The organism is Floridaenema fluviatile BLCC-F154 (assembly GCF_041929135.1).
Lineage (GTDB): Bacteria > Cyanobacteriota > Cyanobacteriia > Cyanobacteriales > Aerosakkonemataceae > Floridanema > Floridanema fluviatile.
This window is the reverse complement of sequence record NZ_JBHFNS010000078.1, coordinates 35,247-57,159: the sequence shown is the minus strand read 5'-3', so window position 1 is coordinate 57,159 and position 21,913 is coordinate 35,247. Positions and strand designations below refer to the sequence as shown.

The 21,913-nt window shown below is 38.1% G+C and carries 21 protein-coding genes; 4 read left to right on the top strand and 17 right to left on the bottom strand.

Going from position 1 to position 21,913, the window contains the following annotated elements:
• Window positions 1–17: 17 nt before the first annotated feature.
• The 5 genes from ACE1B6_RS21415 to ACE1B6_RS21395 form a co-directional block, all read right to left on the bottom strand.
• A complete protein-coding gene (locus tag ACE1B6_RS21415; RefSeq protein ID WP_413259297.1) occupies window positions 18–461 on the bottom strand; it encodes a DUF3598 family protein in 444 nt (147 codons plus the stop codon).
• 144 nt (window positions 462–605) lie between these two features.
• Window positions 606–2,021 carry an aldehyde dehydrogenase family protein gene (locus ACE1B6_RS21410; protein WP_413259296.1) on the bottom strand — a complete coding sequence of 472 codons (1,416 nt, stop codon included), beginning with the start codon at window positions 2,019–2,021 and terminating at the stop codon, window positions 606–608.
• A 38-nt stretch (window positions 2,022–2,059) separates the two neighbouring features.
• Window positions 2,060–3,100 (bottom strand): nitrilase-related carbon-nitrogen hydrolase, encoded by a 1,041-nt coding sequence (locus tag ACE1B6_RS21405; RefSeq protein WP_413259295.1) that lies wholly within the window; start codon window positions 3,098–3,100, stop codon window positions 2,060–2,062.
• A 30-nt stretch (window positions 3,101–3,130) separates the two neighbouring features.
• Complete coding sequence (locus ACE1B6_RS21400) at window positions 3,131–4,633, bottom strand: adenylate/guanylate cyclase domain-containing protein (RefSeq protein ID WP_413259294.1); 1,503 nt, start codon at window positions 4,631–4,633, stop codon at window positions 3,131–3,133.
• 178 nt (window positions 4,634–4,811) lie between these two features.
• Complete coding sequence (locus ACE1B6_RS21395) at window positions 4,812–5,576, bottom strand: hypothetical protein (protein ID WP_413259293.1); 765 nt, start codon at window positions 5,574–5,576, stop codon at window positions 4,812–4,814.
• A 56-nt stretch (window positions 5,577–5,632) separates the two neighbouring features.
• Between ACE1B6_RS21395 and ACE1B6_RS21390 the strand changes: the two genes are divergently transcribed.
• Window positions 5,633–6,328, top strand: coding sequence for a DUF547 domain-containing protein (locus ACE1B6_RS21390; protein ID WP_413259292.1), 696 nt, complete (start codon window positions 5,633–5,635; stop codon window positions 6,326–6,328).
• A 9-nt stretch (window positions 6,329–6,337) separates the two neighbouring features.
• Here ACE1B6_RS21390 and ACE1B6_RS21385 read toward each other — a convergent pair whose 3' ends face one another.
• Entirely contained in the window at window positions 6,338–7,069 is a 732-nt protein-coding gene (locus ACE1B6_RS21385; protein ID WP_413259291.1) for a TIGR04283 family arsenosugar biosynthesis glycosyltransferase, read from the bottom strand.
• A gap of 187 nt (window positions 7,070–7,256) precedes the next feature.
• On the opposite strand from ACE1B6_RS21385, the gene ACE1B6_RS21380 reads away from it, so the two are divergent.
• Complete coding sequence (locus ACE1B6_RS21380; RefSeq protein ID WP_413259290.1) at window positions 7,257–8,174, top strand: NmrA/HSCARG family protein; 918 nt, start codon at window positions 7,257–7,259, stop codon at window positions 8,172–8,174.
• A 125-nt stretch (window positions 8,175–8,299) separates the two neighbouring features.
• On the opposite strand, the gene ACE1B6_RS21375 is transcribed toward ACE1B6_RS21380, so the two are convergent.
• The 7 genes from ACE1B6_RS21375 to ACE1B6_RS21345 all read right to left on the bottom strand — a co-directional run bounded on the left by ACE1B6_RS21375 (window position 8,300) and on the right by ACE1B6_RS21345 (window position 15,978).
• Entirely contained in the window at window positions 8,300–11,125 is a 2,826-nt protein-coding gene (locus tag ACE1B6_RS21375) for a CHAT domain-containing protein (RefSeq protein WP_413259289.1), read from the bottom strand.
• A 33-nt stretch (window positions 11,126–11,158) separates the two neighbouring features.
• Window positions 11,159–11,521: a hypothetical protein gene (locus tag ACE1B6_RS21370; RefSeq protein WP_413259288.1), complete on the bottom strand. Its 363-nt coding sequence runs from the start codon at window positions 11,519–11,521 to the stop codon at window positions 11,159–11,161.
• 3 nt (window positions 11,522–11,524) lie between these two features.
• On the bottom strand, window positions 11,525–12,079 hold the full coding sequence (locus ACE1B6_RS21365) for a hypothetical protein (RefSeq protein ID WP_413259287.1): 555 nt from the start codon (window positions 12,077–12,079) through the stop codon (window positions 11,525–11,527).
• 91 nt (window positions 12,080–12,170) lie between these two features.
• On the bottom strand, window positions 12,171–13,139 hold the full coding sequence (locus ACE1B6_RS21360) for a CBASS cGAMP-activated phospholipase (protein WP_413259286.1): 969 nt from the start codon (window positions 13,137–13,139) through the stop codon (window positions 12,171–12,173).
• An 18-nt stretch (window positions 13,140–13,157) separates the two neighbouring features.
• The gene (gene folB / locus ACE1B6_RS21355; protein WP_413259285.1) at window positions 13,158–13,520 is read right to left on the bottom strand and encodes a dihydroneopterin aldolase; all 363 of its coding nucleotides are present in this window, start codon (window positions 13,518–13,520) and stop codon (window positions 13,158–13,160) included.
• A 9-nt stretch (window positions 13,521–13,529) separates the two neighbouring features.
• Window positions 13,530–14,450, bottom strand: coding sequence for a bestrophin family protein (locus ACE1B6_RS21350; RefSeq protein WP_413259284.1), 921 nt, complete (start codon window positions 14,448–14,450; stop codon window positions 13,530–13,532).
• Between the two features lie 214 nt (window positions 14,451–14,664).
• Complete coding sequence (locus ACE1B6_RS21345; RefSeq protein ID WP_413259335.1) at window positions 14,665–15,978, bottom strand: glutamate-5-semialdehyde dehydrogenase; 1,314 nt, start codon at window positions 15,976–15,978, stop codon at window positions 14,665–14,667.
• Between the two features lie 73 nt (window positions 15,979–16,051).
• On the opposite strand from ACE1B6_RS21345, the gene ACE1B6_RS21340 reads away from it, so the two are divergent.
• Together ACE1B6_RS21340 and ACE1B6_RS21335 are read left to right on the top strand one after the other, a co-directional pair.
• Entirely contained in the window at window positions 16,052–16,858 is an 807-nt protein-coding gene (locus tag ACE1B6_RS21340; RefSeq protein WP_459563076.1) for an ABC transporter permease, read from the top strand.
• Complete coding sequence (locus tag ACE1B6_RS21335) at window positions 16,859–17,611, top strand: ABC transporter ATP-binding protein (protein ID WP_413259282.1); 753 nt, start codon at window positions 16,859–16,861, stop codon at window positions 17,609–17,611.
• Between the two features lie 3 nt (window positions 17,612–17,614).
• Here ACE1B6_RS21335 and ACE1B6_RS21330 read toward each other — a convergent pair whose 3' ends face one another.
• From ACE1B6_RS21330 to ACE1B6_RS21315, 4 genes are all read right to left on the bottom strand, one after another.
• Window positions 17,615–18,814, bottom strand: a complete 1,200-nt coding sequence (locus ACE1B6_RS21330; RefSeq protein ID WP_413259281.1) for a M64 family metallopeptidase — start codon at window positions 18,812–18,814, stop codon at window positions 17,615–17,617.
• An 87-nt stretch (window positions 18,815–18,901) separates the two neighbouring features.
• Complete coding sequence (gene mazG, locus ACE1B6_RS21325) at window positions 18,902–19,735, bottom strand: nucleoside triphosphate pyrophosphohydrolase (protein WP_413259280.1); 834 nt, start codon at window positions 19,733–19,735, stop codon at window positions 18,902–18,904.
• Window positions 19,736–19,892: 157 nt separating this feature from the next.
• The gene (locus ACE1B6_RS21320) at window positions 19,893–20,477 is read right to left on the bottom strand and encodes a hypothetical protein (RefSeq protein ID WP_413259279.1); all 585 of its coding nucleotides are present in this window, start codon (window positions 20,475–20,477) and stop codon (window positions 19,893–19,895) included.
• 78 nt (window positions 20,478–20,555) lie between these two features.
• Window positions 20,556–21,800, bottom strand: a complete 1,245-nt coding sequence (locus ACE1B6_RS21315) for a type II secretion system F family protein (protein ID WP_413259278.1) — start codon at window positions 21,798–21,800, stop codon at window positions 20,556–20,558.
• Window positions 21,801–21,913: the final 113 nt, after the last annotated feature.

The following is a 21,913-nucleotide window of genomic DNA, read 5'->3' as shown; positions in this document are numbered from 1 at the left end:
TCCTAAATTACAAAGTTTTATTTCATCCGTTCTTCTTGAATCAAAGTGCGTCGAAATATTTGATTTTTTTTAAACCAATGCCAAGTCCTAGCACGATAATTATTGCAAGGACTAATTTGAATCATTTCGTATAAGTGCATATCGGGCATGGTTTTATAACCAAACCACAAAATGATAGTTGAATCGTCTATTTCCCAAGCTTTTCCTTCAATTCTTTCTGTATTAAACCACAGTTTATTATCACGAAATGTGCCGGGAAATTGATGTTCTTCGCGTTTTCCATCCGCCCATTCGTAGCGATTAATTTGATAATAAGCATAGTCGCCTGTTTCGGGAAATTGACAGGTTAAATGGGATTTGTGTTTGTCGAGAATGTTTCCTTCAAGATCAACTAATGTGTATGTTCCTATCCAGTCGCCTTCGTGTCTGGTAAGTACGGGCATTCCTTCGCGTATTGACATATTTGATTCCTCCATTTGTTGAATATTACTAAGTTCAGTAGGGTGCGTCAGATATGATAATTTTTGGTGAGAATACTAAATTTAAGTTCTGACGCACCCTACAACTACAACTTCACGTATTGACATAATTAATTCCTCCTTTTATTAAATCTCAAACCACCAAGGGTTAGCAATAGGTTGGGTTTTAATTAATAAGGCTTTTTTTCGCATAAACCTTTTAATTGCTGCTGCACCCATGCGCGAACCACCCATCCCGGAAAATTTAAAGGAGTTTTTTTCTCCTTCGTGAATGATAGCGGTTAATGCTGCATCATTAATACTAATTGCACCTGCATTTAAGTGTTGTGCTATTTCTATGGCTGCGGTTTCTGTTCCGGCAAAAACTGCGGCACTTAATCCATAAATACTATCATTAGCTAAGTGAATTGCTTCGTCAATATTATTAAATTTCATAATGGGTACGATCGGACCAAATGTTTCTTCAGTCATGACTTTCATAGTGTGATTAACTTCGGTTAAAACTGTCGGTTTACACCATAAACCTCCGCCCAGTTCTTCAATCTTTCCGCCACAATGAATTACTGCACCTTTAACAACTGCATCCTCCAATTGTTCCTCAATGATTTTAGCTTGTTTTTCGGCAATAATTGGCCCGATTTCTCCATTTTCAATGCTGGGAAAGGCTAATTTAATTCGTTGGGCTTTGGCTACTATTTGAGCAACAAATCTATCAAAAATTTCTTCAGCAACATAGATACGTTCAATTGACAAACATGATTGTCCCGTGTTTACAATTGCACCCCATAAAATCGCTGATGTTGCTAATTCTAAGTTGGCTTTTTCTGTAACAATTGCTGGGTCTTTTCCTCCTAATTCTAAGAAAGCTGGAATAAATTGCTTTGCTGCTTCTTCTGCTACTTTTTTACCTGTGGTGACGCTACCTGTAAAACATACTAAATCTACCAGTTTTATTAAGTTTGCTCCTGTTTCTCCTGCGCCTTCAATGTAGGTTAATATTGATGATAATTCGGGAACAGATGCTATTGTTTCTAACAGTGGTTGCATGAAACGAGGGGCTATTTCGCTGGGTTTTATAATGACGGAACAACCTGCTAATAATGCGGGAATTGTATCAATTGTAGATAGTAATAAGGGAAAGTTCCAAGGGCTAATTACACCAACTAATGTGTAGGGAACTAGTTGACTTTGCAGTTTTATAAAGGGAATTTCTGTGGGTTTTTCGGTTTCTATTAGTAATTCTGGGGCTAGTTTACACCAGCGATCGATACTAGAGATAAAAGAATCTATTTCCAAAACTGTGACTGATAACCTACCTGTATCATTTACTAATGCTTCAGTAAGTCGATCTTTTTTCGAGATGATTGCTTGTTTCCATTGTTGTAATGCGGCAATTCTAGTTTCTAATCCGGCTTTTTGCCAATTAATTTGTGCTTCTCGCAATTGGGTACATTTTGCCGTCAGTTCTTCTATTGTTGGCGGGTTAATCCAATAGTCTATTTTGCCTGTGCGAGGATTGCGAACATTAATTTTATCTTTCATAGTTTTGGTAATTAATTATCAATGCACAACAGTTATATTTAAATTATTCCTGAGTTTGATAAACGCTCGATCGCATCTTGCTGAGTCTTAATAAAATGCTTCCGATCGACTTCTCCATTTTCCATTGTATTAGCTGGATAAAAGTGAGATTGGGAGTAACTTTCTGCATATAATTCAAACCTTTGACGAGACAACAAATTGTTTAATCCGGGGCGACGGCGATATCTTCTTAAAGCGGCTAAATCGATTTCGGCAAATGCTGCCATACTTTCCCCGGTTGCTGTTTCTGCTAACACTAATCCCCGATAATCTATAATTTTAGAACCTCCATCGGCGGAAGAAATCGGAATCGGAATGTTGGCAATTCCGGCGGTATTTGCTGATATTACATAAGCCATGTTTTCCACTGCACGGGTAATTTTGGCGGCTGATTTGGGCGATCGATCTTTGCCAAATACTTCTGATGTAGAATGCAGGAAAATTTCTGCGCCTCGCATGGCTAAACATCTGGCAACTTCGGGATATAAAATTTCCTCGGAAGCTAAGGCAGCTAAATTACCAATAACTGTTTTCGCAACGGGAAAAACTCCTTCTAATCCATAACATTCTAAATATTTATCCCAAACATCGTGAGGAGTGGGAGCAAACATTGAATTTAACCGACGATATCTTAAAACAATTTCGCCAGAAGGGTCAATTACAAAGCAAGTTTGAAAGTATAATTTAGGAAAATTTGGATCGAGTTCGTAAGCGTTTCCGGCGAGAAATATTTGGTATTTTTGGGCGATTTTTCCTAATGCTTCATACTCTGCGCCAGCCATTTCTAAACAAGCTTTTTCTGCCCAAATATTTATCGATTCTCCCATTGGAAAACCTGTTAAAAAGTATTCCGGCAACACTATTAGTTTACAATCTGAACCAATAAAGGCAATACTACCAGCAATCTGTTTTTCGATGCGATTAATCGACTGTTGGATGAGCGATCGCGCCTCACTTCGATCCTGCACTTGATTAATTGCGTGACAAGTTACCTGAAGTGCCAAAGCAAAAAAGGATTCTTGTTTATTGGCTGCTTCCATATTTTTGGTTGTAGTTGATTTAAAATAATTTTACTCTTTTCTGCCTATAAGTAAATAGGTAATCATCTCTCCTTTGCCTTTAACAGAAATTGCACCTCTTAACTGGAAATTGTAGCGATCGCTTAACATCTCATAAATCTTCTCTGTTACTTGAATTTCTCCTTCTATCCCATGAGATTCCATGCGGCTAGCAACATTAACTGTATCACCCCAAAGGTCATAAATGAATTTTTTTGTCCCAATTACTCCCGCTACTACTGGCCCAGTATTAATGCCAATTCTGACGTTTAAATTATAATCATTTTTGGCATTAAAATTTCTAATTTCCTCTCGCATATCTAAAGCCATTTCTACTACACATCTCACATGATTTTCTCTAGGTTTGGGAATGCCACCAGCTACCATGTAAGCATCACCAATTGTTTTAATTTTTTCTAAACTGTGTTTTTCGGTGAGGCGATCGAACGCCGAAAAAATCTCATTTAGTAAAGCTACCAGTTCAGTGGGAGTTACTTTTTCTGAGAGTTCAGTAAAGTTGACTAAATCAGCAAATAAAATTGTGACTTCGGCAAAGCCATCGGCAATACTTTTCTGTCCCTCTTTGAGGCGACAAGCGATCGGTTCTGGTAAAATATTTAATAATAAACGCTCGGACTTTTCTCGTTCATTTACTAATTGATTATTCGCTTTTTGTAATTCTGAGGTGCGTTCAAGCACACGCAATTCTAATTCTTTAGAAGTTTCACGCAATCTAGTAATTACTAAAGTTAAACCCAAAAGTCCGAACATTGACAGCATTCCTAAAGTAATGAAAGTTCCTTGCAAACCTTCATTAGTTTTGTGCATCAAACTATCTAAAGAACTGTTAATTTCTAAAACTCCTCGAACATCCCCAACTTTCCAATCTGCTTTCGGAGTGCTGGGGTGTGTGTTATGACAATTTACACAACTTGGTTCGAGAATATCTGCTTCGGTGTATCGCAATTTTAAGCTACCTTTTGACTTGATAAAACGATAGAAAGGGCGATCGGGATGTAATCTTAAATAACGCAATGCTTGTAATTCAAATTCATCTCTTGCGCCGCCTTCTGTTTGTCGCCAAGGAAAGGGATAATCGCTATATAATCTAACCGACATTCCGGCATTTTTTTCAATAACTTCTTTACCAAGTTCGATTAAATATGTCGCAGGTAAAGGTATTGCACCTTTTTGATTTTTGTAATCATGGGTAACAGTAATTCCATGAATTTTTTCTACCCTTTTAACTGCTTCAGAACTGTAAAGTGTGCGTGCTGTTTGGATAGTTTGTGCGTATAAAGCTGCATTTTCCAATGCTTGAGATTCGATCAAATTCCATGAAAGACGAGAGATATTCCACAATGCGCCTGCAACTCCTGTGCAGAAAAGAATTGCTAAAATCAAAATAGTTCGTTTGTAGAGCAGTTTCAGCAATATTTTTTGACATTTTACGGCTAATTGCTGTATTTTCTGCCCAAATACTTGAGGATTTTGGTAAAATGTTCTGAGATTCATCGAATCTTTCCTGCTTTTTGATTAAGCAATGTTTTAATATAGCATCTACACCCGACTATTAAATTTCCTTAAATTACTAGTATAGATCTTTATTCTAAGTTTGTCTGGATTTACTTTTGATTAGTTGTGATTCATGCTATTGATTTAATAGCAGAATCAAGCAGAAACAGATTATTTTTTAACTGGGAGAGCGATCGCCACCCCACAACGCTTTCACTAATTTATCTGTTAATTCATTTCCTAACATTTGCACTGCCATTTTGTTACCTGGATCGCGTTCAGCACTGCTACGACGGATAAATAAATCGCGATCGAACAAAGCTTTTTGCCTTGATTCGGGAACAGCTTCAGCTACATCTATCCAACCTAACCAACGATCTAATATTTCATGAGAAATCGTGCGAATTAGCGCCAATAAATCTTCTGTAGGCGGACAAGTGTAACATAAACTAATTGGCGATTGAAATAGCCGAATGTGCAAGCTTTTACTGATGAATGGAGACAGACGGGAATCAGCTTGTAATGTTAAAAATGTTTGATTAACAGGCTCATAGTAGCAATCTAAGTCATCTAAATTCAGCAAAAGATCGTTGCGAGGAACGTAATCAATATAAAATATAATATTCCCAAAACTGCTAAATCCAAAGGCTAAATGGGGAACAGCAATGTGAGGTTTTAACCAAGTAGTTAGACGCATGATGCTAAAACCAGTTTTGGAATTACGCAGCAAAGAATGCACCAACCAATCAATTTCTGAACCTGAAAAAGTTTTCATTGAACCTTTAACATCAGGATCGATTCCGGTATATTCTTCTAAATCTTTTGTCGAGGGATCTGGATGTAGCGTAAAACGTGCTTCTATTTTTTGGCGAAGTTCGTTGGTAATTTGCCAAAGCTGTTCAAATACTACAGCGTTCTCTAGGTTTGGTTGTTGATTAACCATTTTCGATTACCTTTGCTATCTTGATGGTTTAAGCGATCGCTATTTTAACTTTAATCATGATTGACTTCACTATTTGGGATCGACTTTTGCGCCAATACGTAGATAAATTTGGTCGTATTAATTACTCTGCTTGGCAAAGAGAAAATTACCAAACTCTTACCTATTGGTTAAAAGGTTTAGAAACTTTGAATTATTCCCACGATTCTAACTCGAATGAGCAATTAGCATTGTGGATAAATCTTTACAATGCTTTCACTATTTCAATGATTTTAAATCGCTATCCAATTAAATCTGTTTTGCCCCAGTTTTTGGGAATTTCTAATTGGTTAGCTTTTCTGTGGTTTTTCAATCGTCCCGCTTATAAATTTGCTGGAAAACGTTATAGTTTGGGGAAAATAGAGCATGGGATTTTGCGAAATAAATTACAAGATCCGCGCATTCATTTTGCCATTGTTTGCGCTTCCATTGGTTGTCCTTTGTTACGAAATCACGCTTATTTTCCAGAGAAAGTGCAAGAACAATTAGCGGAAGATGCCAGCCGTTTTATTAATAACCTGGATAAAGTTCACTATGATCCCCAAAATAGAATCTTGTTTTGTAGCAAAATTTTTAAGTGGTATCGCCAAGATTTCCTGACAGTTTCTCCGACAATTCCTGATTACATTCGCACTTATTTAAAAAGTGATTTTCCGATCGATTCCCAAACTCCCATTGCTTATTTACCTTATGATTGGAGTCTAAACAAACAGTAGGTAAAAGTTTTAACGAATATCTTGATAGAACTTTTCCAAATATTCAGGCGAAACACCTAAACCCCATAAAATGCCAATATAAAGATAGATAGCAGTAGCTTTTAAAGAACCCCAACGGGCGACTCTGCGATCGCTACTTTGCACGATCCGATTTACTTGTTTAATTCTGCCTTTCTGCACTAATTTTAAACACAAATCTGCTTCTTCCATAATCGGAATATTCACATCAAAACCCCCAGTTTCTAAAAAATCACTGCGACGGCAAAACATCACTTGATCGCCAAATAAAAGCCGCAAACCTTTCACAAACAAATGCGGTTTAAAAAATAGCGGAGCATAATATGTTTTGAGATAGTTATGTAGCGAAATTCCCCAACGAGTACTAGTAGTACCTGTCATCAAAGAAATGAAACCACCACAGGCAATTTCTCGGTTATTTAATGTGTTTTGAATTACCGTAACTAAGTCATCAGGAACTAAAGTATCAGCGTGTAAAAAGCAGAGAAAATCTCCGGTAGCAGCGATCGCACCTTGATTCATTTGTCGAGAACGTCCCCGCTTTTCACAAGTAATAACTCGCACATTTGCCGCTTCTGCAATGGCGATCGTTTCATCTTTACTCCCTCCATCAACTATGATTATTTCTTTAGCTGGAGGATCGAGCAAACTGAGATTTCGTAAAGTGCGACCCAAACAGCTTGCTTCATTTAAAGTAGGAATAATAATACTAATGTCAGACATATAAATTCACTAACTAACGGCAATTCATTATTCATTATCGCGTTAATTATTATTTTTTGCCTTAGATTTAAATACTTTTAACTTTTTGCCGCTAAAAGTTTCTCAATTGGAAAAAATAAATCTTTAGAGGGACGCGATCGCACCCAAAAATAATTACAATTTCCCTGTTAACAATGCAGTGAATATTATGAATTCTCTTGAATTTAACATCGATAAAGTGCTACTAATTGGTGTTACAGGCGGCACTGGTGGGAACGCAGTCAAGGGATTTCTAGAACAAGGAATAACTAACTTGCGTGCTACCACCCGAAAAATTGACTTGAGTCGCCCTTCTTTAGCCAAAATAAATGATGCCGGAGTCGAACTTTTTGAGGCTAATTTAGATGAGGAAAAATCTTTAGAAGCTGCCTTTGCAGGAATTTCTCATGTTTATTGTCATGCTACTTCTGCTGATTTATCTGAAGCCGATCCTTTAGAAATAGAAAGAGCCAAGCGAGTTGCGAAAATTGCTAAGCAAAATAACATCAAACATTTTGTTTATAATTCCGCAGGTGGGGCGGAAAGAAATTCAGGAATTGGTCACATTGAACAGAAGTATAAAGTAGAGCAGATTTTGCAACAAACAGGTTTACAAACTACTATGTTGCGTGCTTGTTTGTTCATGGAAGAATTTTGGAAAAAGTATACCAGACCATCAATTCTCAAAGGTAGTTTTCCCTTTTCTATTCAACCAAATAAACCCTTACATTTGATTACAACAAAAGACTTGGGTCGTGTTGCTGCTTATGTGATGAAACATCCCGAAAAATATATTGGAAAAGAGATTGAACTTGCTGGCGATATGCTCACACCAAAACAAATGGCAGTGGAGTTTTCCCAAGTGCAAGGAATGAGTGTAGTTCACAAAGAAATACCCCCTTGGATTTTCTTACTTTTGTTTAGAAAAGAACTGTTTGATTTAATTCAATGGTATCGAAATAAAGGTTATCAAGCTGATGTTAAGTATTTAAGAGAAGAGGAATTCCCCGGTTTGTTGACTACTTTTAAAGAGTTTTTGCAAGAAACTAATTGGGCTAATCAAGAACTTACTTATGAATCTTTGTAAGTATTTATTAGCAGTTCTCATAATGTAGGGGCAGGTTTAGCTGAAATCCTTGCTGTGTGAAAGATATACCAATCAAAACCTGCCCCCAAATGTACTGCATCCAAACGAGAAACGCTATATTTTATTTACAAGCCGTTACCAATTAACACAAAAGGTGCCCAATAATAGGGGTGATTTAGGCGATCGCTAACTCTAGCTGCTAAACTATTCCGAGTCGGCTGAGCAGTAAATATTCTTCCTCTTTGGGCAGTTGTCAGCGAATTTCTACTATTAATTAAAGCAATTTGCGCTCGTCGCAATGCTTCAGCTTTGCTGATATTTCCCTTGCGTAATTCAGCATAAAAAGCATCCATTAAAACTTGAGTACCACCATCGGAAACTGACCACAAAGAAGCAATAGTAGCCTTCGCTCCGGTTAATTGCATTTGATAACCAAAGCCTAAAATTTCTTCTCCATTCCCTAATTGTCCGCCAATTCCTGTTTCGCAAGCACTCAAAACTATTAATTCTACATCCGGTAATGACCAAGTTTCTACATCGCGCAATGTTACCCGACTTCCATCACCAAAAAGTATAAAAGAATCTTGGGGTTGACCAATCACAAAAGCAGCGTGAGTTGCCAAATGAACGATATTATATTCGTTTAATTTCGGAACAGTAGACGTAGGGGTAAAAGCACTATCTATCAATTTGGTCGTATTAGGAATTATTGCTGCTAAATTTTCTACTTCTCGTCCCGCAAAAGGTAAACCAGCAAAGGTTAATTTACGACTTCCAACAGTTATATTATAACTACCTTGAGTAAAAGCTGCGGCTAAAATTTTGAGTTGGGAAATCTTCCTACTATTAAAATCTGTCAGGCTAGCAGAGGTGATATTGTTAATACTAAATCTTTCAACTAACCACTGTTTACCATCAAACAAAGCCGCAATAGGAATATAACGTAATTGCCCATCTGGGGCATAAATTATAGTTTGAGCTTGGGCTTGATTTAAATCATTTTCTATCGGTTTAATCAGTAAATTATATAGTTTATTCGCTGGAGTTTTAGCGTCAGCATTAGATTGTTGTAAAGCTAAACGAAATTCGACAATTAACCGATTTAATTCTTGACGTTTGATGTTAACTGTGCGGCGAATTGGTGGCGAATAACTAGTTACTAGTACTAATTCTAATCTGTCTTCTAAAATTAAAGGATAAAGTAACACCGCGTTTTGTGATAACTGCTTTAATTGTGCTTGTAATTTATTGAGGGTTCGTAAATTTAGGCTTTCACCGCTTGTAGTTTGGCTGAGTTTTTGTGTTAATGCGATGACTGCGGGGCTGTTAATGAAGTTATTAAATTCGGAGCGAATTTCTTGTTGAATTTGGATTAATTCGGTAATTCTTTTTTGTTGCTCTGTGGTGCGGTTAACTGACGGTATTTTTTGTAACTGACTCAGTTCTTTGCCTAATTCAATAGCTTTGTTTTGCATGGCAATGTAGTCCGCTTGCACTTTTTGTTCTTGCGGTAATAATTCTACTCCTTGCCAAGTTTGCTCGTTACCTCTAACTTTTTGGAAATAATCTTCTAATTCTTGAACTTTCAATAAATCTAAAACTTGTTGAGCTTCTAAAACTCGATTTTGTTGTAATAATAAATCAGCTAAAGAGCGATAAGTATCCGCAACTGTCGCTGTGTAAGAACGCTGTTGTTCTGAGGGAAGTTTGCTTAATCCAGAACGAATTGATTCAGTAACATTAACTGCTTGTTTATAAAATAAAATTGCTAATTCTGGTTTATTTTGGACTTCTAAAAGTTGAGCAATGTTACTAAGTGTAGATCTTTCAAAGTTACGATTGCCTACTTCTTTGATAATGGTTAGTGCTTGTTGGTAAGCGTCTAAAGATTTTTCATACTGGCGCTGATTTTTATGAACTGTGCCAATGCTATCTAGGGTGTTACCTTCATTAGTCCGATCGCCAATATCACGAAAAATCCCTAAAGCTTTCTGAAGATTATCTAAAGCTAAAGAATGCTTTCCCAAATTATCATAAACTAAACCGATATTATTTAAAGTTAAGGCTTCTCCTGCTCGATCGCTTACTTCTTTCCTTATCTGCAAAGCTTGTTCATAGTACTCTAAAGCTTGAGCATATTTCTGCTGTCGATCGTAGATATATCCAATATTATGTAAAGTTGTCCCTACACCTGATTTGTCGTCAATTTCTTGGCGAATTACTAAAGCTTTTTGGTAAAATTCTAAGGCTTGTGAAGATTGACCAAGCTGATTGTAAATTAAGCCTATATTATTTAATATAGCTGCTTCGCCTTGACGATTTTTAATTTCTGGAGCTTGAAAAATTGCTAAAGCTTGCTGGTAATTTTCTAAAGCACGGGGATAATCTGCCAACGCTTCGTAAATTAAACCAATATTATTTAAAGTACGTCCTTCCCCAAGTTTGTCTCCAACTTCTCGCCGAAACTGCAAAGTTTGCTGGTACAGTTCCAATGCTTGCTGATAGTTTCCCTGTTGAAAATAAACTCCGCCAATGCTATTTAAAACGCTACCTTCACCACTTTTATCGCCTATTTGTCGCCGCAAACTTAAAGCTTGTTGATAGTAATCTAATGCTTCGCGAAATTTACCTAAGCGATCGTAACTAGAACCAATTCTAAAAACTGTTATTGCTTCACCTTCTTTATTGCCTATTTTCTGATAAATTTCTCGTAATTTTTTGAAGGTTTTAATTGCTTCTTGATACTGACGGTTAGCAAATTGTTGTTCGCCTGTTTGTAGAAGTTGTTCAGCTTGTCTAGTGGGGTTGTTCTGCGAATCATCTGCATCATCAAGAATTGTACTATCTTCCACAGGTTCAGGCTCTACAAAATCTTCTTCTGCTAAACTAAGTTGAGGAAATCCAATTAAGATAGCAGTAATTAAGGTTAGGCTGAGGAAAGGCGATCGCATATTAATTTACTCGCTTTAATTCTCGGTTCAAATCTACCTTTTTAATTTTTTATCTACCTCCACTAAACTCTTTTGATACTCTAGTATTTTTTGCTGAGAAGCTTGATAATTTGGATCGGTTTTTGGTACTAATTTCATCAACTCAATTGCCTTATTCCACTGATTAGCAACTGCTTTCCACTCGATTTCACTTTTAGCTGACTTAGCCAAATTTGTGGCATTTTTTGCCTGATTCAACGCCTCTTGAAATTGATTTTTATCATCATCTCGCAAAGCAGTTCCTTGAGGAACAGAGGTACTATCTTCTTCGCGGATCAGACTACCTTCAGGAGCAGAACCACAAGCACTTATCACAAAAGCAAAAAGGGCGATACAAATTACCAATTTATATTTCATAATTTATTTATCTAAAGGTTCTAAATCAGGTATATTTGTAGTATAAGTTCCTGGTGGAAATTGAGTTGTAGGTGAGCTACAAGCTACATATTTATTATTAACATACATGATCACTACCGGATTGGTACTACAAGACACCGGAGTTAAACCTTCTTTCACCAAAAAACCGGAAATTTTGTTAGTAACAGCCAAAGAAACTACTTGATTTGGTTGATTGGAAACTAATACCCAAGGCAGCTGAGTTTGATTAATTGTTGTATCATCATCCCGTAACATATTCCCTCCCGGAGTCGATCGATATCGATCGTTATTTCTCACGTTGCCTCTGAAATTAAATTCCGTTGGGGCAGAATTGTTATTAGGATTAGATGTGGGTGAAGGTGACTGATTTTGATTATTTTGTCTATCATCATCCCGTAAAACATTACCGTCTAAACTTGGTATAGGTGATGGTAGTCGAAGATTTGTCTGTGCAGATAATTTAGCTGGGGAGAAAACAGCCAGCCAAATAATTAATGTAGCAGTGCCAAAACTAAGATATTGCGGATGCCAATACATGACAAAACCTCCATGAGAACATCAGCATATTGGTACTTTACTGCATATTCCCATTTTGCACTATTTCTTGGCAATTTATCGGTTTAATTCCTTAAGAATTAATATGTTCCAAGAAGCTAACTAATAAATCTTTATTGTCTCGGAGATAAACTTCTGTCAGTGTAATTAACCGATCGATATTTACATCACTCGCATCATCTATGGCATCTTTCATAATTTTAGGTTGCAAACGAAAATAACGAGGTGCAGCTTCATTTTCCATTTCTGGAGGACTCATAACTTGCCTACTAATGTAATCATTAACATCAGCAGAAGCATCCATAATTACTTCAATTAAACGCCCTTGCCAAATCCACTGAACTAATCCCCAGCTACGAACTTTAGTGTAAGGAATCGCTTGATTGGCATCTCCTGTACCAATAGAAAGTACAGAAATATCTCTGATTGGATGATCTAGTCGCAATGCTTCTGCAACTGCACAAGCTGAAGGATTATTTGCACCTATGCCACCATCAATTAATGAGTAAGTTTTTGATTCTGTTGTCAGTAAATGTGCGGGGAAAAAAGTTGGTGCTGAAGATGAACAAACGCACACTTCCCACAGGGGAGTATCGATCCAAGGTTTGTTAATTTGCCAGTTCTTAAAAACTATGAATTGTCGATCGAATGTATCGTAAGCTGTAATTAATAATTTCGGTGATTTAATATCTCCTAATTTAACATTACCAAGTTCTGTTTGTAACGCTTCAATTAAACCTTTATCTGAGTATTTAGGTGCAGAAAGCCCATATTTCAGCATTAAACTCAACCGTTGGGGTGAAAAAATACTGGTGTATGGAAAAATAATTTTTCCTCTTTGGCGATACAGTTGAATAATATCTTCACTTTTTTTACCTAATGCGATCGCACTTGCTAAAATTGACCCAGTAGAAGTACCTGCAATTAAATCAAAATAACGATTCAAAGGTACTTTGACAATCTTTTCTACTTCTGCCAAAATAACGGCTTCAATAACACCGCGAATTCCTCCACCATCCAAACACAATATCCGAAAAGGCATCTTTCTATCTTCCTTAAATTAGTTGAGTTGCACCCTGATAATATCGATCGTAATTTTACCGCCAAATTCAGGAATTGGCGCAGCAAGTTTTGTTAACCTGACTCTAACTTTGCTCACTTTAGCTGATTCTAGGATACTCGATGCGATCGCCTCCGCCAACCTTTCCACCAAAGCGAACTTAGCATTTTTCACCAAACTTTTTACAGTTTCAATTGTCGTGCGATAATCCAAAGTATCAGTAATAGCATCACTTTTTCCCGCCTGAGTTAAATCTAACCACAAAGTAACATCTACCTCAAACCATTGCCCCAAAACCTGTTCTTCCGGTAAATAACCCGTGTAACCGTAACAGCGAATCCCTGTAATTTCAATTGCATCCATAAAGATTATTTACACTAAATTTTCTGAAGAATTGTTTTCTGTCACTGCAATTATATCTTCTATATTAGTTTTAATTGTCTCACAGATTTGATCTAAGGGTAAATCATTTGCATCATAACCAAATGGTTCTTGAATTTCGTTACCAATTTCTTCAATGCCAAACAAACCAAAGCTAATTAAAAATACTAAAAAAGCAGTTAACCACTCCGAATTACTCACTAACTGGAAAGGCAAAAACAAAAAATATATTAACAACAACCGCTTGATATAAATTACATAAGCCAAAGGAATTGGAGTATTTAAAATCCGTTCGCAGCTAGTAAAACCTTCGACTAATTTATCTATTAATTGGTTCATTGCTGTTAATTGATAATCGTTTAAACTCCCTTTTTTACCTTGTTTTTGCAAATAATCTCCTAGCCAACGTAAAATTTCCAAAGGTGGAGTTTTTACCTCTTTCAATCTCTCTAATTCCCCAGCAGTTACGAAACTTTCTAACTCTGCCGATAAAGACTCTCTTCGCAAATGTAATTTAGTGGCGATCGCAAAACCCACAATCCGCCTTAAAATTTGATTTTTCTCGGTTTTATCTATCTCCGACTCCGCAACAACAGCCGTGTGAATTTGTCTAGCTAAATTGCGAATATTAATTACCAATGTTCCCCAAGCTTTCCGCCCTTCCCAAAAGCGATCGTAAGCCGTATTAGTCCGAAAAACTAACAACAAACCCAACACTAAAGTGAACACTACATTAGTAGTAACACTTCCCAAATTATGCCAAGGTAACGGCAATTTCCAGTAATAAAGTAACGAAACTAATAATCCAAATAAGCTGCAAATCAAAGCACGAGGCAGCACTTTAATTGCTACCGAACCCTTCAATTGCAAAGCCGTTTGAAACCAACTCATCGTTTCTTTAATTAAATCCATAATGTTCTACTAACGCAAGTTGCTAGTTATTAATTCTTTCGGAGTTCCCCCCTTGAGTAAGGGGGGTTAGGGGGGATCTTCGGCTGTGATTACTACTTTTAGATCCCCCCAACCCCCCTTAACAAGGGGGGCTAAGAAAGAGGCAGACTTGTAACTAGTAACTTGAGTTACTAGATCACCGACTTCTTGAAGAAGTCGGTGATCTGGGAAAGCTTTATTCTAGCGGCAAATTTTGACGATCGAAAGATTTAGCATTCTTACCACTATAACTTTCGACAATGTGACCATCTCCAGTTAATTGATATTTGTATGTTACCAATCCTTCTAAACCTACAGGCCCACGAGGAGGCATTTTTTGAGTGCTAATTCCCACTTCTGCGCCAAAGCCATAACGATAACCATCAGCGAAACGAGTCGAACAATTATGATAAACTCCCGCTGCGTCAACTTGGGCAATAAAAAGTTTTGCCGCATCGTTATTTTCAGTGACGATCGCATCAGTATGTCGAGAACCAAAAGTATTAATATGGGCGATCGCATCCGCCAAACAATCCACAATCTTAATCGATAAAATCAAATCGCTATATTCCGTTGCCCAATCTGTTTCCGTTGCTGGCAACATTTCCACAATTTCCCTAGCCCGATCGTCCCCCCGCAATTCCACATTTCGACTTTTTAAAGCCGCCGCTACTAAAGGCAGAAAATCTGGCGCGATCGACTTGTGAACTAACAAAGTTTCGATCGCATTACAAGCCGCCGGATATTGAGTTTTAGAATCAACAGTAATATCCACCGCCTTAGTAATTTCCGCCGCCCCATCTACATATAAATGACAAATTCCATCAGCGTGACCTAAAACCGGAATTCGTGTATTTTCCTGCACAAATCGCACAAAACTATTAGAACCTCTGGGAATAATTAAATCTACATATTCATCCAACTTTAATAATGTCGAAATCTCCTCTCTAGTCGTAAGCAACTGCACCACATTTGGTGAAACATCGCTTTTTTCTAAACCCAAACGAATCGCTTTTACCAAAGCATCGCAAGAACGAACAGCCTCTTTTCCACCCTTGAGAATTACCCCATTTCCCGACTTAATTGCCAAACTAGAAATCTGCATCACCGCATCAGGACGGGCTTCAAAAATTACCCCCAAAACACCCAAAGGACAGCTAACTCGCTTTAAAATTAATCCCCGATCCAACTGGCGATGAATTTCCAATTTTCCTACCGGATCGGGTAAACTTCCCACATCGCGAACACCAGCGATCGCACCCTGCAATTTAGTCTCATCCAACTTTAACCGCGCATAAAGGGATTTTGAGATTCCTTCCGCCTCAGCTGCTTGACAATCGGCACGATTCGCAGTCAAAATCTCAGGCATCATCGATTCTAACGCTTGGGCGATCGCTTCGATCGCATCATTCCTAGCCGCAGCAGAAAGCATCGCCAACTCTCTAGCTGCTTGGCGGGTAAGTTGGGCAATCTCAATTAGCGAACTCGAAGCTTCTTGGGAAACAATCATGGACATTACTCAATTTGCAGCGTATATTTCAAGCTTAGTACAAGAATCGTCTTTATATTGACAGGATACAGTGGTGCGAGTGAGTAAAACATTAATTTTTCAGGACGCTAACCTAACCCGCTATTTAGAATTGTTACAAGTATTAGTAACAAGAAATCTCAAAGTTCGTTATCGTGGTTCCATTTTAGGTATCTATTGGTCGCTGTTAAATCCCTTATTAATGACCGCCGCTTACACCACAATTTTTGGCATGGCATTTCGGCATTATTACGAAAATTCTATTATCAATTATATGTTAGAAGTTTTTGCAGGTTTAGTGGTAATTAACTTTTTTTCCGCCGCCACAACCCAAGCATTAACTAGTGTAGTCAGTAACGGAGAATTGTTGAATAAGATTCGCTTGCCAATCAATGTTTTTCCCTTATCAATGATTGCCGCAAATATCTTTCAATTTGTCTGCGGTTCTTTACCATTTCTAGTAGTTGCCACCTTACTAACTTCCCAAAATTTCATTAATGTGTTAGCTTTAATACTGCCATTATTATCCTTAGTTTGCTTTAGTGCGGGAGTGGGATTGGTCGTCAGTGCGCTATTTATTTTCTTTCGCGATTTGCCCTATTTTTACGAATTAGTAGTTTCCCTAACTTGGTTTAGTTCTCCGATATTTTACCCAGTAGAAATTGTTCCAGCAAATATCCGACCGATCTTAGCCCTCAACCCCCTGACTTGGATTATTGCTAGTATTCGTCAGATCGCCTTTTCAGGAGAATTACCCGATCTCAGCTTAATTGGCACTTCTTTATTAACTAGTTGTGTCGTTTTAGTTGTAGGATGGAAATTATTTTCCAATTGGCGATCGCAATTTATGGACTTATTATAAATGCAAGCAATCTGCTTAGAACAAGTATCACTCTGGCGCAGAACCCAAGAAGAATTTTCTTACGACTTGAAGAAAACCATTTTGTCAGTTCTGGAAGGAAAATATCATAAACCCGTCAAAAAGTTAGTCTTAGATCGAGTTGACTTAACCATAGCAAAAGGCGAAAAAGTCGGCATCATCGGTGTTAATGGTTCAGGAAAATCCACCCTGCTAAAAGTAATTTGTGGCATTTTACAACCTACCCACGGTCAAGTAAAAGTTTGGGGAAAAATCGCGCCATTAATTGAATTAGAAGCAGGTTTCGATCCCGAATTATCCCTGCTAGATAATATCATTTTATATGGGGTAATGCTAGGTTTTTCTCAAAAAGAAATGCGCCAAAGAATCAATTCAATTTTAGCATTTGCTGAATTAGAAGAAGATGTTTTAGTACCCTTAAAAAACTTGTCATCCGGGATGGTGGCGCGTTTAGGTTTTGCGATCGCCACCGAAGTCCAACCAGATATTTTAATTTTAGATGAAGTCCTCGCCGTCGGCGACGAAAGATTTAAAAAGAAATGCAAACAACGTTTAAAAAACTTTTGGGATGCCAACGCCACAGTTTTACTAGTATCTCATGAATTAGATTTAGTTGAGCAATTTTGCGATCGGGTAATTTGGTTAGATAAAGGTAAAATCAAAACCATCGGCTCGACCCGTGAAGTAATAGATTACTATCAGGATATGGTCAACTTGACAGTAAGTTTAAGATAAATCCTAGCTTTTTCTATGACAACTAATCACCGCCAAAACACTCATACTCAACAACCCTAATAAAATTCCAGGTTCAGGAACCGAAACCTGGACATTCCATGTCACAGTTTGCTCTAAAAGCTGGCGATTAGCTCTTACCCAATCAGTCGGATCGGATGCTATAGCTTTCACCTGATAAATACCCGAACCAAAACCATAATCTGTCAACTTAAACCAAGGATTTTCCGCACTAAGTACAGGAACATCATTCACATACCACTTAACTTTAATCACATCACTATCTATGGGCTTTACCCAAAGTAGATCGGGATTAAACAAAGCAGTTGTATTATCTAACCAACTATCCAAAGGATCGACTAAATCATAAATATCTAAAATAATCTTTTCTCGACTTACCGCATCAAAAGGTTGACCCAAACTCCGCATCTTAGAATTTATAGAAGGTCGAAATAAACCTTTTTCATAATAACCAGCACCCTCATAAGCACCAATAACTCCCATACCCGGTTCCCCGTAACCTAGCCACTGCGACCACTTATCACCTGTAGCAGATTTAGTAATATTAATTGCCGCTGGTTCTCCACCAGTATAAATTGCCGAATCCCCATAACCATACTCATCAGCTAACTTATTAAAACTATGTCCTAACTCATGAAGTGCAATTTCTGTAGCGTTAACATTACCACCTGCATACACACTAAAATATCCACCACCGCCTCCATATTTAGCATCATTAACAGTCACTAAGCGAATTTCTGCTAATGAAATATCTGGTAAATTATCTACTAAAGCTCGGTAAGCTTTTCCCTCATTAATATAAAGCAACCGCTCCGTTACTCCATCAAAATAGTAACTTGCATCCAGTGCCGTATCCCGAAAAATCCCTTCTGGAGGAACATCTGCTCCCGTTTCCTGAGAAATAATATCTAAACGGTGAACATTGAAGAAGTTTTTATATCGGGGATAGGGGTTTTCATTTCCAGAAAACATCCAATCGAGCATCGAATTAATATCGTCATTGTAGACAGTATTGATATCCTCTGCTCTATACCCATCCCCCAGAAAAACCATATCCACCCGGTTACTCGATGGCCCACTATCCCACAGTTTTAAATAAGCACCTTGAGCAACTCTTGTACTTCCCAGCACCATACTGACAGTGATAGCTGGTAATCCCATGTACTTAAATAAAATTTGTAACATAACTTCTCCTGAGATCTACTGATACTATTCAACAGTAGATTTAACTATTTCGGAAGTATGCGACTGATAATTTTATGTAAAGATCGATTAAATATCGGTACGATCGCCACCTTTTTGCGCCGCCAACTTAGCCTTTGCTTGTTGCCAAAGCTCTTCCAACTCCTGTAGCGAATAATCCGAAAGCGGGCGATCTGTCGCTGCCTCCATCTTCACAATTCTTTGAATAAAACGTTGATTCGTTCCCTGCAAAGCCTCTGCCGGATCTAAATCATACCACCGAGCTAAATTAATAATTACAAACAACAAATCGCCTAATTCTTCTTGTTGTCGTTCCTTAGTTTCATGTTGAATAGAGTATCTAAACTCAGCCAACTCTTCATTAAACTTTTCCCAAACATCCTCAATTTTATCCCATTCAAAACCCACCGATGCCGCCTTTCGAGAAATTTTCATTCCAGCAGTTAAAGGCGGCAAAGTGCGAGCATAACGGCTAATTTTAGCACTGAGTAACTGTTGCTGTTCTGGATTTTCTCCCTTTTCTGTCGCCTTAATTTGTTCCCAATTTTGCCGCACTTCCTCAACACTTTCCACTGCCACATTCCCAAAAACATGAGGATGTCTGCGAATTAACTTTTCCGTAATTCCTTCCGTAACTTCAGCGATCGTAAATTGACCAGATTCCCTAGCAATTTGCGCTTGTAAAACTACTTGTAAAAGTAAATCTCCTAACTCTTCAGCGATCGCTCTTTGCTCGCCACATTTAATCGCATCAACAACTTCATAAGCTTCTTCAATTACGTAGGGAATTAAAGACTCAGGAGTTTGAGCTAAATCCCAAGGACAACCACCATTAGGCGATCGCAACTTCGCCACCACATCAATTAACTTTTGCCACGCCACCAAAGCCGAATCCTCCGCCATTATACCCCCTGAAAAAGTAAAAACTATTAAGGACTTACGCAGTATAACCTAATAAACAAATTTGGTTAGCGTAAGTCCTCATATTTAGCTAGTAATTTTAATCGCTTGGAAACCGAAAAAATCGCTTTAATTAATCCTCTCCCTACTCCGAAAACTCCTAACTTGCCGGAGTTTCAGGAGACAAAGCAGGTGGAACTTCCTCCTCAACTACCGTCAAACTTTGCACCACAAAAGGCAAATAAGCACCCTTTAAACCCGACTTAACTCGCTCTGGAGTTTGCTCATAAATCACAAACAGTGGATGTATTTTATCAGCCCCCTCACTCAAAATATGTTTGTACCGGGAAGGCATCACCCACTCGTAACCATTATCCAAATAAACCTGAGTTTGTCGCCACCGATTTAGTAATTCCGAAAACTCTTCATCAGGACGATGAATAAACACTAAAATTTCCGCACCAGTTTTAATTTTCCATTCTGGATCGCACATCAAAACTGCTACATCACAAGGTAAAGAAGTTGCTTTTCTTCCTGGTTTGACAACACCACTATGCTTGGTCGATGCCACATTTTCACTCAAACGTACAATCGGCAAAGGAATAGTGATTAAACTTTCTTGGGGTCGTCGCAGACTAGGAATTAGCTCAAAATAGGGTCGATGTTGCTTCAATAGCTCGATCGCCCCCACTTGACTACTATACTCTGCGAGTAACTCTTCGTAATGGAATTGCTGTATCGACATTATCCTAATTGGAACTGCGATGGTTCACCAAATTCTTTTCCTATTTTACTTAGCTCAAACAAAGGGAATCTCTACCGATTAGCCTAACTTGTCGAACACCGCAAACATTGGCAGATACATCGACAACAAAATCGAACCCACAATACAAGCAATACCCACCATCATCAATGGTTCTAGAATGCTAGTAAGTCCTTTGACAGCTTGCTCGACTTCATCTTCATAAAAATCGGCAACCTTCATCAACATTTTGTCAATTTCCCCAGTTTCTTCCCCAATACTGATCATTTGAATCGCCAGAATCGGGAACACTTTTTCTCGCTGTAAAGCAATGCTAATCATCCCCCCACCTTGAATTTCTTTTCTCGCCGATTCGATCGCATTAGAAATTACCACATTACCCGCCGTATCCCGGACAATTTCCAAAGAAGTCAAAATCGGTACACCAGAACGAGTCAAAGTCCCAAAAGTCCGACAAAAACGTGCCACAGCCGTTTTTTCCGTCAAATCACCAAAAATCGGAGCTTTCAGAAAAAACTTGTCAATTTGTAAGCGACCAACCGGAGTTTTGTAATATTGCTTATAAGCAAAAATACTGCCCATGATCGCAGCAATTACCAACAAAATCCAGTAATTTCTTTTCGGTTCCGGCAGAAAAGGGCCACGCAAAATTTCACTAATTCCCATCATTATTTGGGTAAATAGCGGCAATTCCGTTCCCAAATCTTCAAAGATTTTCGCAAAAATTGGTAACAGAAAAGTCGTCATCCCAATAAAGATCAAAACCGCTAAACTTCCCACCGCCACCGGATAAGACATCGCCGACTTAATTTGGTTTTGCAGTCTCGCCGCATCTTCTAATAACTTCGCAATCCGGTTTAAAACCTCATCAAGTACCCCACCGACTTCCCCAGCCTCCACCATTGCCACATAGAGGTTATCAAAACAATCAGGATGTTTTCGCAGCGCATCTGCCAAACTAATCCCCTCATTCACATCCGCACTAATTCCCACCAAAGCCTTCTTCAATTTCGGATTAGTACATTGTTCAGTTAATACCCCCAAAGCTCTCACCAAAGCCACCCCAGCATTAACCATCGCTGCAAATTGGCGAGAGAAAATCGCTTTATCCTTAACAGTGATTTTCGCCATTGCGGCTTTAAAATCAAACTCTTTTAAGTTAAAGCTTTTTGCTTCCTTGAGGTCTTGTACCGTCATTCCCTTCTCTCTCAAAAGCGCACGGGCATCCCTGAGAGATTCGGCAACTACTTTTTCTTTTTTGGCAACTCCCTGAGAGTCTCTAACTTGAGCTAAGAAAGTAGGCATAGTTAACACCAAACTTTTTTGTTTAATTTATTTTGTTTATTGGGTAATTGGTAATTGGTAGATGGTAGTTGATCTTAAGAATTATTGGGACAATCACAATGCTTAAATTCCCA

What these genes read in the sequence shown, in the direction of transcription:
- ACE1B6_RS21415 (WP_413259297.1), bottom strand. Translation starts at nt 461, where the DNA reads ATGTCAATACGCGAAGGAATGCCCGTACTTACCAGACACGAAGGCGAC.
- ACE1B6_RS21410 (WP_413259296.1), bottom strand. Translation starts at nt 2,021, where the DNA reads ATGAAAGATAAAATTAATGTTCGCAATCCTCGCACAGGCAAAATAGAC.
- ACE1B6_RS21405 (WP_413259295.1), bottom strand. Translation starts at nt 3,100, where the DNA reads ATGGAAGCAGCCAATAAACAAGAATCCTTTTTTGCTTTGGCACTTCAG.
- ACE1B6_RS21400 (WP_413259294.1), bottom strand. Translation starts at nt 4,633, where the DNA reads ATGAATCTCAGAACATTTTACCAAAATCCTCAAGTATTTGGGCAGAAA.
- ACE1B6_RS21395 (WP_413259293.1), bottom strand. Translation starts at nt 5,576, where the DNA reads ATGGTTAATCAACAACCAAACCTAGAGAACGCTGTAGTATTTGAACAG.
- ACE1B6_RS21390 (WP_413259292.1), top strand. Translation starts at nt 5,633, where the DNA reads ATGATTGACTTCACTATTTGGGATCGACTTTTGCGCCAATACGTAGAT.
- ACE1B6_RS21385 (WP_413259291.1), bottom strand. Translation starts at nt 7,069, where the DNA reads ATGTCTGACATTAGTATTATTATTCCTACTTTAAATGAAGCAAGCTGT.
- ACE1B6_RS21380 (WP_413259290.1), top strand. Translation starts at nt 7,257, where the DNA reads ATGAATTCTCTTGAATTTAACATCGATAAAGTGCTACTAATTGGTGTT.
- ACE1B6_RS21375 (WP_413259289.1), bottom strand. Translation starts at nt 11,125, where the DNA reads ATGCGATCGCCTTTCCTCAGCCTAACCTTAATTACTGCTATCTTAATT.
- ACE1B6_RS21370 (WP_413259288.1), bottom strand. Translation starts at nt 11,521, where the DNA reads ATGAAATATAAATTGGTAATTTGTATCGCCCTTTTTGCTTTTGTGATA.
- ACE1B6_RS21365 (WP_413259287.1), bottom strand. Translation starts at nt 12,079, where the DNA reads ATGTATTGGCATCCGCAATATCTTAGTTTTGGCACTGCTACATTAATT.
- ACE1B6_RS21360 (WP_413259286.1), bottom strand. Translation starts at nt 13,139, where the DNA reads ATGCCTTTTCGGATATTGTGTTTGGATGGTGGAGGAATTCGCGGTGTT.
- folB (WP_413259285.1), bottom strand. Translation starts at nt 13,520, where the DNA reads ATGGATGCAATTGAAATTACAGGGATTCGCTGTTACGGTTACACGGGT.
- ACE1B6_RS21350 (WP_413259284.1), bottom strand. Translation starts at nt 14,450, where the DNA reads ATGGATTTAATTAAAGAAACGATGAGTTGGTTTCAAACGGCTTTGCAA.
- ACE1B6_RS21345 (WP_413259335.1), bottom strand. Translation starts at nt 15,978, where the DNA reads ATGATTGTTTCCCAAGAAGCTTCGAGTTCGCTAATTGAGATTGCCCAA.
- ACE1B6_RS21335 (WP_413259282.1), top strand. Translation starts at nt 16,859, where the DNA reads ATGCAAGCAATCTGCTTAGAACAAGTATCACTCTGGCGCAGAACCCAA.
- ACE1B6_RS21330 (WP_413259281.1), bottom strand. Translation starts at nt 18,814, where the DNA reads ATGTTACAAATTTTATTTAAGTACATGGGATTACCAGCTATCACTGTC.
- mazG (WP_413259280.1), bottom strand. Translation starts at nt 19,735, where the DNA reads ATGGCGGAGGATTCGGCTTTGGTGGCGTGGCAAAAGTTAATTGATGTG.
- ACE1B6_RS21320 (WP_413259279.1), bottom strand. Translation starts at nt 20,477, where the DNA reads ATGTCGATACAGCAATTCCATTACGAAGAGTTACTCGCAGAGTATAGT.
- ACE1B6_RS21315 (WP_413259278.1), bottom strand. Translation starts at nt 21,800, where the DNA reads ATGCCTACTTTCTTAGCTCAAGTTAGAGACTCTCAGGGAGTTGCCAAA.